General features: G+C 66.2%; 12 protein-coding genes. 2 read left to right on the forward strand and 10 right to left on the reverse strand.

All coding sequences use genetic code 11. The features are described from left to right. Nucleotides 1-8: 8 nt before the first annotated feature. The 8 genes from ACO07K_RS16520 to ACO07K_RS16555 form a co-directional block, all read right to left on the reverse strand. On the reverse strand, nt 9-740 hold the full coding sequence (locus ACO07K_RS16520) for a MotA/TolQ/ExbB proton channel family protein (protein WP_298317276.1): 732 nt from the start codon (nt 738-740) through the stop codon (nt 9-11). 11 nt (nt 741-751) lie between these two features. Further along, nucleotides 752-1,540, reverse strand: a complete 789-nt coding sequence (locus ACO07K_RS16525) for an energy transducer TonB (RefSeq protein ID WP_422029662.1) — start codon at nt 1,538-1,540, stop codon at nt 752-754. A gap of 9 nt (nt 1,541-1,549) precedes the next feature. Continuing rightward, a complete protein-coding gene (locus ACO07K_RS16530; protein WP_422029664.1) occupies nt 1,550-2,026 on the reverse strand; it encodes a copper chaperone PCu(A)C in 477 nt (158 codons plus the stop codon). A gap of 105 nt (nt 2,027-2,131) precedes the next feature. Continuing rightward, nucleotides 2,132-4,210, reverse strand: a complete 2,079-nt coding sequence (locus ACO07K_RS16535) for a TonB-dependent receptor family protein (RefSeq protein ID WP_422029666.1) — start codon at nt 4,208-4,210, stop codon at nt 2,132-2,134. A gap of 69 nt (nt 4,211-4,279) precedes the next feature. Further along, a complete protein-coding gene (locus ACO07K_RS16540; protein WP_422029668.1) occupies nt 4,280-4,663 on the reverse strand; it encodes a hypothetical protein in 384 nt (127 codons plus the stop codon). Nucleotides 4,664-4,735: 72 nt separating this feature from the next. Further along, nucleotides 4,736-5,593: a DJ-1/PfpI family protein gene (locus ACO07K_RS16545; RefSeq protein WP_422029670.1), complete on the reverse strand. Its 858-nt coding sequence runs from the start codon at nt 5,591-5,593 to the stop codon at nt 4,736-4,738. A gap of 13 nt (nt 5,594-5,606) precedes the next feature. Then, nucleotides 5,607-7,865: a TonB-dependent siderophore receptor gene (locus ACO07K_RS16550; protein ID WP_422029672.1), complete on the reverse strand. Its 2,259-nt coding sequence runs from the start codon at nt 7,863-7,865 to the stop codon at nt 5,607-5,609. 222 nt (nt 7,866-8,087) lie between these two features. Then, the gene (locus tag ACO07K_RS16555) at nt 8,088-8,480 is read right to left on the reverse strand and encodes a DUF2946 family protein (protein WP_422029674.1); all 393 of its coding nucleotides are present in this window, start codon (nt 8,478-8,480) and stop codon (nt 8,088-8,090) included. Between the two features lie 107 nt (nt 8,481-8,587). Here ACO07K_RS16555 and ACO07K_RS16560 point away from each other — a divergent pair, with 107 nt between their 5' ends. After that, on the forward strand, nt 8,588-10,717 hold the full coding sequence (locus tag ACO07K_RS16560; protein ID WP_422029676.1) for a TonB-dependent receptor: 2,130 nt from the start codon (nt 8,588-8,590) through the stop codon (nt 10,715-10,717). Here the strand turns inward: ACO07K_RS16560 and ACO07K_RS16565 are convergent. Continuing rightward, on the reverse strand, nt 10,695-11,075 hold the full coding sequence (locus tag ACO07K_RS16565) for a hypothetical protein (RefSeq protein WP_422029678.1): 381 nt from the start codon (nt 11,073-11,075) through the stop codon (nt 10,695-10,697). The genes ACO07K_RS16560 and ACO07K_RS16565 overlap by 23 nt on opposite strands. Nucleotides 11,076-11,105: 30 nt before the next feature. Between ACO07K_RS16565 and ACO07K_RS16570 the strand changes: the two genes are divergently transcribed. Then, nucleotides 11,106-11,984, forward strand: a complete 879-nt coding sequence (locus ACO07K_RS16570) for a DUF4743 domain-containing protein (protein WP_422029680.1) — start codon at nt 11,106-11,108, stop codon at nt 11,982-11,984. Between the two features lie 7 nt (nt 11,985-11,991). On the opposite strand, the gene ACO07K_RS16575 is transcribed toward ACO07K_RS16570, so the two are convergent. Beyond that, on the reverse strand, nt 11,992-12,975 hold the full coding sequence (locus ACO07K_RS16575; RefSeq protein ID WP_422029682.1) for a Bug family tripartite tricarboxylate transporter substrate binding protein: 984 nt from the start codon (nt 12,973-12,975) through the stop codon (nt 11,992-11,994). Between the last annotated feature and the right edge of the window lie 70 nt (nt 12,976-13,045).

Below are 13,045 nucleotides of genomic sequence, written 5' to 3' on the forward strand. Positions count from 1 at the left end.
CGCCTCCCTCAGGTCACGGCCGCGAGCGGCACGCTGCCCGGCTTGCGGCCGGCCTGCAGGGCGCGGCCCATCGACAGGAAGGTCAGCAGCTCGAAGGCGAAGGCGTCGAGCTTGGCCGTCAGCACACGGTTGGAGCGGGTCAGCCAGTTGTAGCCCATGACCGCCGGCAGGGCGACGGCCAGCCCGATGCCGGTCATGATCAGCGCCTCGCCCACCGGGCCCGCCACCTTGTCGAGCATGCCCGAGCCCGACATGCCGATCGCCACCAGCGCGTGATAGACGCCCCACACCGTGCCGAACAGGCCCACGAACGGTGCCGTGGCGCCGATCGTCGCCAGCATGGTGAGCCCGTTCTCCAGCGACGTCGTCTCCTCGTCGAGCACCTTCTTGATGGTGCGCGTCAGGAACTCGGTCTCGCTGCCCGCCTCCTCGAGCTTGGCCGCGCCGAACTTCGCATGATGCGCCTGGGCATGCAGCGAATGCGCCGTCAGATGGCCGAACGGCTCGTTCACCCCGTGGATGTTGAGTTCGTTCTGCACCTGCTCGAGCGACGTGGCGCTCCAGAAGAAGTTCAGGAACCGGCGGCTGCGCCCTTGGCGGATGATCTGCCCGATTCCCTTGTAGACGATCAGGTACCAGGAGATCGCCGACATCACCGCCAGCACGCCCAGAAGGATCTTGGCGACGATGTCCGCCTGCGCGATGAAATGGCCGAAGCCCAGGGCCGATGCGTCGCCCATGCGATACTCTCCTACTGCAACACGAATTTGATCGGAACGTGGACCCAGACCGCCTGCGCCAGGCCGCCTTCCACATAGGGCCGGAACTGCGCCGCGCGCACCGCGCTCAACGCCGCCTGGTCGAGATCGGCATGGCCCGACGACGCCGCCAGCGAGACCTGGGCCGGCCGGCCGGTCACGTCGACCAGCACGCGGATCGTGGCCGTCCCCTGCTCGCCCGCCCGCCGCGCCCGCGCCGGATAGGCCGGATTGGGCTGCACCAGCCAGCCGAGCTGCGAGGCCTGCACCGTGCGCGGGCCGGCCGGCGCCGCCGGCGCGGCCTGCTGCGGCCCCGCCTCGACCGGCGCGGCGGGGCGCGCCGGCTGCGGCTTGCGCTGCACCGGCTTCGGCTCGGGCGGCTTGGGCTTGGGCTCGACCTTCTTCTCCGGCGGCGGAAACTCCGGCGGCGGCGGCTCGTCGGGCGGCGGCAGCTCGACCTTGGCCAGCGGGAACTCCGGCGGCGGCAGGTCGGGCGGCGGCGGCTCGACGATCGTCGCCAGCTCCGGCGGCGGCGGCTTCAGCTCGACCGGCGGCGGCGGCTCCGAATCCTCGATCTCGGGCTGGGCCGGCTCCTCCGCCGTCACCATCCGCACCTCCATCGGCGCGATGTCGCCCACCACCAGCTTCACCGGCTCGACCTGCGTCAGCGCCCAGCCTCCTCCCACATGGAAGAAGATCACCAGCGCGAGGATGCCCCGGCGGGCCGCGGTCGAGAGCGGCTCGCGCGATGGTCCGGGTGCTGCTGAAGAGTCGAGCCGCACCACGGCCCCCTATCGCATCTGGTGTCCGGTGCCGGCAGCGCCCACGGCCTCGACCTTGAAGTCCACGTCGATGCTTCCCGCCTTCTCGAAGACGAGCGTCACGGGAACCTTGGCGTCCTTCGCGAGCGGAGCCTTCAGCTCCATGAACATGATGTGATAGCCACCGGGCTTCAGCGTCACCGTCGCCCCCGGCGGGATCTCGAGGCCATTTGCGAGCTCGCGCATGCGCATGACCTGCCCGTCCATCTTCATCTCGTGAATCTCGACCTTGAGAGATGCCGGGCTGCGGGCGGCAATGAGGCGGTCGGCCGTCGTGCCCTTGTTGGTGATCGTCACGAAGCCGCCGCCGCTCTTGGCGGTGGCCGCAGTGGCGCGGGTCCAGGGCGTCGCGATCTCCAGCGAACCCAGCTTGTAGTCCTGAGCCGATGCCGGAGCTGCCCAGGGCAGAACCAGCAGTGTGCAGATCGCAAGTCGACGTCCAATCATGTGAATTCTCCCTTTGATGAGTTTGTGTACGAAGCGGCGGCGGATCGCTCTCCCGCCGCCACAAGAAGATCCGTGTCGGGGCCTTCGTTCAGGTCGTCGGCCGACTCAGAATCGCGCCTGGATTCCGGCGTAGACCGACGCTCCGCTGCCCGGGTTGTAGAGCTGGCTGGCCGCGCTGGCGGTGTTGGTCACACCGACATTCGACACGTACATCTGGTTCGTGAGGTTGCGGGCATCGACGAAGAATTCGAGCCCCTTGTAGCCCGTGTATCCGGCCTTTACGCCGAGCAACGCATAAGGCGACGTCATGAAGGCGGGATTGTTGACGTTGTCGACGTAGTAGCCCTGCGGCACCCACTCAACGTTGGGACTGACATAGAAGCCGCCCGGCGTGGCGTAGCGCGCCTCCGCCTGGATGTAATAGGGCGGCGCTCCCGGCAGCTGGTTGTTGCCGTAGGTCGGATTGTTGTCGAAGCGGTAGTCGCCGACGGTCAGCGCCATGCGGCCGGTCAGCCGATCACCCTTTTCGCCCTGCCACGCCGTGCCGTTCAACCCGAGTTCGATGCCCTGATGGATCGCGTTCGGGATGTTGATGGCGATGGCCGAACCGCCGAAGCCCGGCACGACGAGCAGCTGCAGCTCGTTTTTCACCCAGGACCGGTAGATGGAAAGATCCCAGCCGAACTGGCCACCGATCGTGCCGCGCGTGCCGATTTCGGCGGTCCAGGAGGTCTGCGGTGCGAGCGGTGCGAAGCCGGGCGCGACGCTCGGGTTCAATTCAGACCAGGTCGGCGGCTCCGAGGCCCGCGAGACGTTGGCAAAGAACTGGAGACCCGGGCGCGGCTCCCAGAGGGCGCCGATCTTCGGGTTTACTTCGAAATAGGCCGCCGATCCGGAATCGTTGCCGTTGACCAGATAGTTGTCGGTCAGCACGCGGGTCTGCCAATTCAGCTGCAGGCCGGTGACGATCGAGACTTCGGGCGTAACATAGAACCAGTTTTCGCCGTACACCTCGATGCTGGTCGAGTTCTCCGTATTGTCGTTTGTCAACGCGCCGGGCACGCCGAAGTTGTTGGCGAACTGCTTGTTGCGGTTGGTCCCGGCGAAGTAGTTCACGCCGAGGACGAAGTCGTTGCGGTGCCCCGCGACCGAGCGGCTGCCCTTGTACTGGCCTGTCAGCCCCCAATCGAGAAGGTTGTTGTCGATCACCGCGAAGGTGAGCGGATGGAACAGGTACTTCGACTTCACGAAGCCCTGCAGGGTGAGCGCGTCCTCGCCGATGTCGATGACGGTGGTGTTGGCGAAGCGGAACGAATCGACGTCCCGCCGGGCATTCTGCAGCACGTTGGCGAGTGGGCCCTGCTGCGGATCGGTGAGATATTGCTGCTGGGTCAGCGAGCCGGGAATCTGGTTGCGGACCTGGTTGCCCGACAGGAAGAAGCGCGTTTCCGCGTTGGATCCGATCTGCGCGCCGACATTGCCGTTCACCCTCTGCAGGCTCTGGTTGGTGTGCTGGCGAAAGCCGTTGCCGCTCAGGTTGGTGAAGGACAGCCAGGCGTCCCACGGACCGTCGTTGAAGCCGGCCGCCGCCTGCTCGCCGAAGGTCTGGTAACTGCCGCCGTAGAAGCGCGCGGCGTAGCCCGGGTTGCTACGGCCGGTGGGCGAAACGAAGTTGATCGCACCGCCCAGGGTCGCGGCGCCGTAGCGCAGCGCATTGGCGCCCTTGTAGACCTCGATATACTGCTGGGCGAGCGGATCGATCTCATGGAAATCGCCGCTGCCGTCGGCCTGGTTGATGGGCGACCCGTCCTGCAGGAGACGGATGCCGCGCAGGTGGAAGTTGCGCGACAGGCCGGACCCGCGGATGACCAGCTTTGAATCCTCCTGACCGTACTTGCTCTGCACCCAGACGCCGGGCGTATATTCGAGCATGTCCTTCATCGTCGTGGCGCGACCGTCGAGATACCGCGTCGCCGGCACGACCTCGACGCCGCCGGGCGTCTTGTTGATCTGCTCCTCCGCCTGTTTAACGGACGGCACGGTGAGCGACGCAGTGGGCGCGGTGACGGTAATGGCCGGCATGGTGGGCGCCTGGCTCTGTGCCAGTTCTTCGGCGCGAAGGATCGAAGGCACGAAGGCGAGCCCTATGGAGGCGACGACGGTCGCCCGAAGAGTCGAAGACATGATGCTTCCTTGAATGACTGACGTGAAACAGCGCGCACGCCACGGGCGTGCGCAGTGCAGGACGGAAGGTCAGACGTTCGGAAGCGGAGGAGCTCGGGGCTGGTTGGGCCCGTCGCGAATGGCGCCGGTCGAGGGATGATGGTGCGCCGTTTGGACGTGCGGCGGCGCTTCGGTGACCTCGATCTCGATCGATGCGCCCGATGGCAGGGCCTGCGCCGGTGCGTGCGCGAGGCCGAAACAGCAATCGTGGACCCTGGCGTTCGCCGGTCCCTGCGACTCGCCCTCGCCCGTGTCGGCATTGGGCTGGCACAGGGCTCCCCACATCGCGGTGGCGGCCTCGAGGCCGCCCATGCGCAGCATGACCGCGTGGGACAGAGGCTGGAAGATGGCGAGCGTGACCGCGAACAGCGCCAACGTCAGCGCCATCGAGCGCAAACGTGATATCGGCTGCATTGCGGTCATGCTGCAGTTTAGCCGGGTTGTCCGGTGTCGCTCAAGCTGCTTGCCCGACAAGTGCCTGCGTCATCACAGCCTCCCGAACCTGGCGAAGGCGGTACGACCCGCCTTCTCGGCTTCGGCGACGAAATCGATGAACATGCCTTCGATCATCGCCGTGACTTCTGCAGGGGCGCTTTCGGGCGTGCCTGCCGAATAGGGAGGTTTGGGATCGTACTCCGCCATGAGCTGGACGCCCTCGGCATACTGTCGATCCCGCAGACGCCCCACGAGGGTCAGGCCGAAATCGATGCCCGCCGTCACGCCCCCGCCCGTGATCCTGTTGCGGTCGACCACGACCCTTTCACCTGCGAGGCTGGCGCCGAAGATCGGCAGAATCCCCCTGGTTGCCCAGTGCGACGTCGCCCTGTATCCGGCGAGCAGCCCGGCCGCCCCCAGGAGCAGCGAACCGGTGCAGACCGACGTGACGTACTTCGCCCGGCTGCCGCGGTCCTTCAGAAAGAGCATCGTCGCCTCGTCCGCCATCGCCGCGAGCGTACCGCTGGAACCACCCGGCACGCAGATGATGTCGAGGTCGGTCGGACATTCGTCGAAGGTCATGGAAGGCATCACGGAAAGACCGGTGTCGCATTGCACCGGATCGCGTGTCTTGGCGACGAGATGGACCTTCGCGCCCATCAGGCTCGTCAGCATGTGATGCGGACCGACCATGTCGAGTGCGGTGAATTGCGGATAGATCAGGAAGGCGATCTCCTCCGATCCCATCCAATGGGCGGGCATGGAGGACATGTCGTGCGGCGACCCGTTTGCGGCTCCGGGCGACGGCTCACCGCCGCCTGTCTGTTGCGCCAGGAGATCGCCGGGTGAATGGGCGACCGCCGCGGCAACGGCGGCCGCGGCGGAGAATTGACGGCGTGTCAAAGACATGGCGAGCCTCCCGTCAGAACTTGAAGGCCAGTTGGCCATAGACCGAGAGCGGCGCTCCCGGTGCGACCTGGCCGCCGAGCCAGCTGTACGGAACGAAGTACTGGTTGTTCGTCAGGTTCTTGGCCGAAAGAACGGCACGGAACTTCTCGTTCTCGTACCCGATCTTCGCATCGACCATATAGTAGCCCGCCGTCTGCCAAAGATTGGTCGCATCCACGTACTGGTTCGAGGCCGCATAGACGCCGGCGCCCAGGCTGAGCCCCGGCGCGACGCTCTCGTCGAACTGGTAGTTCAGCCAGAAGCGACCCGAATGTTCCGGGACGAAGGGCAGCCGATAGCCCGCCGGAATGCCGGCGCCGGCGGGGTCGGCGAAGAAGGCGTTCGTGTAACCGTAGCTCGCCAGCACACTCCAGTTGCGATTGGGCTGGTAGAGGAAGTCGGCTTCGAAGCCGCGCGATGTCTGCTGGGTGAGGGCGGCGGAAACGGCGGTCAGCCGGACCGGGACGTTCGTGCGCTCGATCTGGAAGAGCGCCACCGTGCCGGTGAGGGTATCGTTGATGTTGAGCTTCACGCCAGCCTCGTACTGGGTGGAGAACTCGGGCGCCGGCTGGGCGAATGTCTGCGAGAACGGCACCCACTTCATACCCTGGGAATAGCTGCCGTACAGCGATAGCCCCTTGACCAGATCGACGACGATGCCGGCGCGGGGAAGCAGCCGGGTCGCCTGGGTCACGCGCGTCACCATGGCGCCGCTCGCAAACTCGTTATAGGTCATGTCGATCGACGCCAGGCGGGCCCCGGCCAGAACATGAAAGCGCTCGTTGATCGTTGACTGCAGCTGCGCGTAGAAGCCCGTCGTCAAGTAGGTGTTGTTGAAGTTGAAGAACGAAGCACCTTCTCCCTTTCCCGGCACAGGGAAGGTATAGGGCGTCGTGAACGACGGATTCTGCAGGTTCACGAGAGAAGGCGTGCAGCCGAACCCGATGAGAAAGCAGACGTTGCCATTCGTGTCGACGTTCATGTACCCCCAGTCGCGGACGCGGCTGAAGTCGCCACCGATCAGCAGCGTGTTCTTCGTCGACTCCGTCGAGAACTTCGCCTGAACCGTCGGGTTGATGCTGATCTCCTGCTGCTGGTCGTACACCTCGATGTTGTTGACATCGAATGTCGACGGCGGAAACAACGGCGTGCCTCCGGTTCCCGTGGCGTCGAGGAAGGCGCTTTGGGAGTTCTGCTGCATCTCCGAGGCGCTCCATCGCGCCTTGACGTTGACCGACCAGACATCGTCGATGCGATGATCCAATGTTCCGGTCACGCCATACAATTTCGAGTAGCTCGGCATGATGTTGGGATTGCCGAAGTACAGGTTGCGGTTGACGGTGTAGTCTCCAGTGACCGTGCCGCTGACCGGCAGGCCGGGATAAGCCTGCTGGTAGGCCTGCGACACGAAGCCCTGGAGCGTCAGGGTCGTGTCCGTCTTGTTGGTCAGCGTAAGCGTCGGATTGACGCTGAAGCGGCGGGAATTCAGAACGTCGATGTAGCTGCTGCTCCCGGTATACTCGGAGGTCAGGCGAAACAGCACCGTCTTCTCGTCGTTCAGAGGCTGGTTCACGTCGATGTAGGGGTTGGCGTACCAGTAGCTGCCGAACGTCGTGCCGAACTGATACTTCGCCGTGTCGGTCGGCATTTTCGAGACGACGTTGAGCACGCCGCCGACCGGCGCGCCGGCGCCGCCGCCATAGACGACCGCGCTGGGGCCCTTCAGGACCTCGACGCGCTCCACGTTCACCAGCCCGTCGCGGTCACCCGCGCTGAACAGGTTGCCGGCAAAGCCGTCGGTCCAGAGTTCTGCGCCGAACCCCCTGATCTTCACCGGGGTCTGCTCGACATTGCCGATCATCCGTGTGTCGACGGGCTGAACGTTGCTGGCGTTCCTGACCGCGTCGCTCAGCGTGAGCGAGAGCTGGCTGTCGATCAGGGAACGCGTAATGACGTTGATGTTCTGGGGCAGCTGCTCGATGGGAGTCGACGTCCTGGTGGAGGATTTGGCCGTCAGGGCGCGAAATCCCTGGACCGGGCCGGCTGTCGTATTCTCCACCGGAACGCCGGTTCCCTGCACGAGCACCGGCGGAAACTCGACGGGAGCCGCCGGGGGACTGTCGCCTGTCTGCGCAAGCGCGGGCAGCGAGAGGATCATCAGGCCGGGCGCAAGAAAAGGACGGGCCGAGAGGAGGTGGTGGCTCAGAGAGCGGCGCATCGCGCTGCGGGGCATGGGAGTTCACCTTGAATCGATTGGATGGATGAGCCCGCGCGGGCTTGCGCCTGCGGCTCGCGAACTTGATCGGAGTGGCTGGGAGGGTGACCGCCGCACAGACGACAGGCCTCAGCGGGACGATCATCGATCGTCCAGAGGATCGCCGGCAGGGGCACTCTCCCGAATGGCTGACGCGACACACCGCGCGCGCCAGCAGGCGCGCGCGGTGCACGAATTGAGTCAGTCTTTCAGAGGTGGTGGAGCTCGAGGCTGATTGGGCCCGTCGCGAATGGCGCCAGTCGAGGGATGCTGGTGCGCGGGGTGGACGCGCGGGGCCGCCTCAGTGACCTCGACTTCGATCGAGGCGCCGGACGGCAGCGCCTGAGCCGGTGCATGGGCCAGTCCGAAGCAGCAATCGTGGACCTTGGCATTCGCCGGTCCCTCCGACTCGCCCTCGCCGTTGTCGGCATTGGGCTGGCAGAGGGCACCCCACAGGGCGGTGGCCGCCTCCAGGCCCCCCATCCGCAGCATGACCGCGTGGGAAAGGGGCTGGAAGATTGCGAGGGTGATCGCAAACAGCGCCACCGTCAGCGCCATCGAGCGCAAACGTGAAACCGGCTGTTTTGCAATCATGGCAAACTTTAGGCAGGTCCCTGAACGAACTCAAGGCCCCGAGCCGAAGGCTGCACTCGATCGCCTGCATTGCGGCTCTGGCACGAAGTATGCAGAATATCAAAATAATGCATACGAAATCCTCCGCGCTGTGTTGCGTGCTCCTGCTCTGGCCGGCCCTCGGGGCCGCACAGACGACGGCCCCGCCGCTGGCGCCCGGACAGGGACCCTCCGGTGCGGCGGCGCCAAATCCCACGGCGCAGGGCTACACCGGCGCCTCGACGGCACTCCCCGCCATCACCGTCACGGCGCCCCGCGCGCTGGAGGCCGAGCCGACCGATTCGGCCAGCGAGCGCCGCGTCTCGGGCGAGACGCTGAACACGCGGCCGATCTCGCGGCCCGGCGAGATGCTGGAAGCGGTGCCTGGCCTGATCGTCTCCCAGCACAGCGGCGAGGGCAAAGCCAACCAGTACTTCCTGCGCGGCATGAACCTCGACCACGGCACCGATCTCGCCATCTGGCTGGACGGCATGCCGATCAACATGCGTACGCACGGGCATGGGCAAGGCTATGCCGACCTGAACTTCCTGATCCCCGAACTGGTCGATCAGATGATCATCAAGAAGGGCCCCTACTATGCCGAGGAAAGCGATTTCGCCTCGGCAGGCTCGCTGCGCCTCTCCTACGCCAACCGGCTGGAGAATGCCGTGGTCCTGTCGACCGGCGGCAGCTTCGGCTACTGGCGCGCACTGGCCGCGGGCTCGATGGCGGCCGGCTACGGCACCTTGACCGCGGCCGGCGAAATCGTGACCTACAACGGCCCCTGGCAGGTCGGCGACGACCTCAAGAAGTTCAACGGCTTCCTGCGCTACGCCGAGGGCGACACCGCCAACGGACTGGCCATCACCGCCCTCGCCTACACCAACTCCTGGCACTCGACCGACCAGATCCCGGCGCGGGCGGTGGCCGACGGCAGCCTCGGACGTTATGGCGCCGTCGACCAGACCGACGGCGGCGACGCCCAGCGCTATTCGCTGTCGATGCGCTGGAGCCGCAGCGACGAGCGCACCGCGTCGAAGGTCGAGGCCTACGGCATCTACTCGACGATGAACCTCTACAACAACTTCACCTATTTCCTCGACGACCCGCTGAACGGCGACCAGTTCCAGCAGACCGACAAGCGCATGATCCTGGGACTCAACGCCAGCCATCTGATGCGCCATTCGCTGGCGGGCTTCGCCTCGGAGACCACGGTCGGCACGCAGATCCGCTTCGACAATATCGGCGTGGGCCTGTTCAACACCCAGCGGCGGACGCCGTTCAACACAGTGCGCTACGATCAGGTGACCGAGACCAGCGCCGCGATCTACGCCCGCAACACGCTGCAATGGACCGACTGGCTGCGCTCGATCCTCGGCGTCCGCGGCGACTGGTTCACGGGCTCGGTCGCCTCCGACACGGCGGCGAACTCAGGCAACGTCTCGGCCTTCCTCGCCAGTCCCAAGGCCAGCCTCATCTTCGGTCCGTTCGACAAGACCGAGTTCTTCGTGAATGCCGGCCTCGGCTATCACAGCAACGACCTGCGCGGCGCCACCATCACCGTCGATCCCGGCGACAAGACCACGCCGGTCGCCTCGGTGCCGCTGCTGGTGCGCTCGCGCGGCGCCGAGGTCGGCGTGCGGACGCAAGCGATCAAGGGCCTCGATTCGGCGCTTGCCGTGTTCGTGCTCGACTTCGATTCCGAGCTGCTGTTCGTGGGCGATGCCGGCACGACCGAGGCCAGCCGCCCGAGCCGCCGCATCGGCGTCGAATGGACCAACCAGTACCGGCCGGTGCCGTGGGCGCTGCTCGACCTCGATCTCGCCTACACCCAGGCGCGCTTCACCAACCCCGATCCGGCGGGCGACTTCATCCCGGGCGCGCCCTCCTTCATCGCCTCGGCCGGCATCACGCTCGGCGCCGATACCGGCTGGTTCGGCGCGGTGCGCTGGCGCTACTTCGGAACGCGCCCGCTGGTCGAGGATGCGAGCGTCACGTCGAGCCCGACCTCGATCATCAATGCGCGTCTGGGCTACGTGTTCGACAGTGGGCTCAAGCTGCAGGTCGATGCCTTCAACCTGCTCAACACGCAGGCCAGCCAGATCGACTACTACTATACGTCGCGCCTGCCCAACGAAGGCCCGGACGGCGTGGCCGATCGCCACTTCCACCCGGTCGAGCCGCTGGCCGTGCGCTTCACGATGGCCAAGGCGTTCTGACCAGCGTCGCCGTCGCGTGCAGCATCGGCTCGACGACAGCGTGGCTGAACAGCCAGGTTTCGGCGTGGACCTGGTCGCCCTCGCGGCGGATCGCCCGCGACAGGGAGATCACGTCGGCGGCCTGGGCGGGGCGCAGCACGGTCACATTCAGATGGGAGACGCCCGTTTCCAGGCCCGCGGCGGCGCGCAGCGAGGTGTCGACCAGCGACAGCAGGGCCGCTGTGGTCCAGCGGCCGCCCGCGGGCGGTGAAAAGCGCAGCCGCACGTCCTGATCCTGGCATTCCTCGACGAACACCTCGTGCAGGTCGGCGGGGGGCAGCGCGGCCTCGAGCCGCGCCTGAAGTTCCTCTTCGGTCATCGCCGCCACCCTATGCTATCTCCCGCCTCCATGTCCTTCCTCGATCACATCCGCCGCTGCAACAACGCCGACCTCACCCCGTTCGAGCCGTGGTTCGTGGGCGAGCACCGGGCGGGCTTCGTACATCGCGACTTCGCGGCCGATGCCGTGCAGGGCTCCGGCCTGTTCGAGCGCCGCGACGGAGCCTGGCATCTCGATCCTCGCCTGGACACGCCGGAAAAGCGCACCGAGGCGGTGCACACGTTCCTGCTGGCCCTGCGCGCGGGTGGCCATTTCAAGGGTCTGTGGCGCGAGGAAAAATACGCCGTGGCGCCGCAGGAGGGCTCTCCCGTCCTGATGGCGATGGAACGCTCGGCCGTACCGTGGTTCGGCGTGCGCGCCGGCGGTCCGCACATGACGGGCTATGTGCGCCGACCTGATGGGCTGCACATCTGGGTGCCGCGCCGCTCCTACGACAAGCCGACCTTCCCCGGCCAGCTCGACAATACGGTGGCCGGCGGCCAACCGGCCGGACTCGGCCTGCACGAGAACCTGATCAAGGAATGCGGCGAGGAAGCCTCGATCCCGCCCGAGCTTGCGCGGCAGGCGAAGGCGGTGAGCGTCGTCGGCTACTGGAACCAGTCGGACCGGCAGCTGAAGCCCGACGTGATGACGTGCTTCGATCTGGAGCTGCCGGACGACTTCACGCCACGCGCGAACGATGGCGAGGTCCATTCGTTCGAACTGTGGCCGGTGCGGCGCGTGTTCGAGACGGTGCGCGACACGATCGACTTCAAGTACAACTGCAATCTGGTGCTGATCGACTTCTTCGTCCGCCACGGCATGCTGTCGGCCGACGACCCGGACTTCATCCCCATCGTCGCCGGCCTGCGGAGGCTGTCCGTCCCCCGCAAGGACGGCGACGTCTGACACGCGCTCACGCCGGCGGCGTTATCTTCGCCTCCTGGATGACCTTGCGCCACTTCACCGTCTCGGCGGCGAGGCGCTTGCCGTAGTCGGCGGCGCTGCCGCCCATCAGCACGAAGCCGAGGTCGATGAGCTTCTTCGCTGTCGCGGGGTCGGCCAGCACTTCGTTGAAGGCGGCGTTGAGCTTCGCGATGATCGGCTCGGGCGTGCCGCCCGGCGCCATCACACCGAAGAACACCGCGCCCGTGAGATCGGCGGGTAGCCCGACCTCCGCCACCGTCGGCACGTCGGGGAGCATCGGCACGCGCTTGGCCGCCGCGACGACCAGACCGCGCAGCCTTCCGTCCTTCACCGCCAGCCCGCCCGGCAGCAGCGTATCCGAGAACAGCATGACGTGGCCGCCCAGAACGTCCTTCAGCGCGTCGGCGCTGCCCTTGTAGCCGACATGTTCGAGCTTGATGCCGAGCTCCATCCTGAGCTGCTCGCCCCACAGATGCGGCATGCTGGCATTGCCGGCCGAGGCGTACGGTATCGGCGAGGTCTGCGTCTTCGCCCAGGCGATGAACTCGGCCATCGTCTTGTAGGGCGCGTTGGGATTGCAGGCGAGCAGCAGCGGCATGTCGACATAGCTGCAGACCGGGGCCAGCTCCTTGACCGGATCGTAGGGCAGCTTCAGGCCGAACGACGTATTGGTGGCAACGGGAGCCGCCGCCATGAGGATGGTGTAGCCGTCGGGCTTGGCCTTGGCGACGATCTCGGTGGCGATGATCGTGCCGCCGCCCGGCTTGTTTTCGACAAGCACCTGCTGACCGAACTTGTTCGTCAGATACTCTGCCGCGATGCGCGCGGACGTATCGGTCGCGCCGCCCGGCGCGTAGGGCACCACGAAGCGGATCGGCCTGTCGGGAAATGTCTGGGCCCGGGCGACGGCCGGCATGAGCCCCGAGGTGAGCGTAAGGGCTGCGGCAGAGCCCAGCAGATGGCGGCGCTTCATTTTATTCCTCCCTGGATGTCTCTTTGTCGTTCTTGGCCGCGGAGTATCGGTGACAGACTTAAGAAGAGCT

The sequence above is a fragment of the Reyranella sp. genome (genome assembly GCF_965228225.1).
Lineage (GTDB): Bacteria > Pseudomonadota > Alphaproteobacteria > Reyranellales > Reyranellaceae > Reyranella.

Excerpts from the sequence above, each read along its gene's own strand:
- ACO07K_RS16520 (WP_298317276.1), bottom strand. The coding sequence starts at position 740 with ATGGGCGACGCATCGGCCCTGGGCTTCGGCCATTTCATCGCGCAGGCG.
- ACO07K_RS16530 (WP_422029664.1), bottom strand. The coding sequence starts at position 2,026 with ATGATTGGACGTCGACTTGCGATCTGCACACTGCTGGTTCTGCCCTGG.
- ACO07K_RS16535 (WP_422029666.1), bottom strand. The coding sequence starts at position 4,210 with ATGTCTTCGACTCTTCGGGCGACCGTCGTCGCCTCCATAGGGCTCGCC.
- ACO07K_RS16540 (WP_422029668.1), bottom strand. The coding sequence starts at position 4,663 with ATGCAGCCGATATCACGTTTGCGCTCGATGGCGCTGACGTTGGCGCTG.
- ACO07K_RS16545 (WP_422029670.1), bottom strand. The coding sequence starts at position 5,593 with ATGTCTTTGACACGCCGTCAATTCTCCGCCGCGGCCGCCGTTGCCGCG.
- ACO07K_RS16550 (WP_422029672.1), bottom strand. The coding sequence starts at position 7,865 with ATGCCCCGCAGCGCGATGCGCCGCTCTCTGAGCCACCACCTCCTCTCG.
- ACO07K_RS16555 (WP_422029674.1), bottom strand. The coding sequence starts at position 8,480 with ATGATTGCAAAACAGCCGGTTTCACGTTTGCGCTCGATGGCGCTGACG.
- ACO07K_RS16560 (WP_422029676.1), top strand. The coding sequence starts at position 8,588 with ATGCATACGAAATCCTCCGCGCTGTGTTGCGTGCTCCTGCTCTGGCCG.
- ACO07K_RS16565 (WP_422029678.1), bottom strand. The coding sequence starts at position 11,075 with ATGACCGAAGAGGAACTTCAGGCGCGGCTCGAGGCCGCGCTGCCCCCC.
- ACO07K_RS16570 (WP_422029680.1), top strand. The coding sequence starts at position 11,106 with ATGTCCTTCCTCGATCACATCCGCCGCTGCAACAACGCCGACCTCACC.
- ACO07K_RS16575 (WP_422029682.1), bottom strand. The coding sequence starts at position 12,975 with ATGAAGCGCCGCCATCTGCTGGGCTCTGCCGCAGCCCTTACGCTCACC.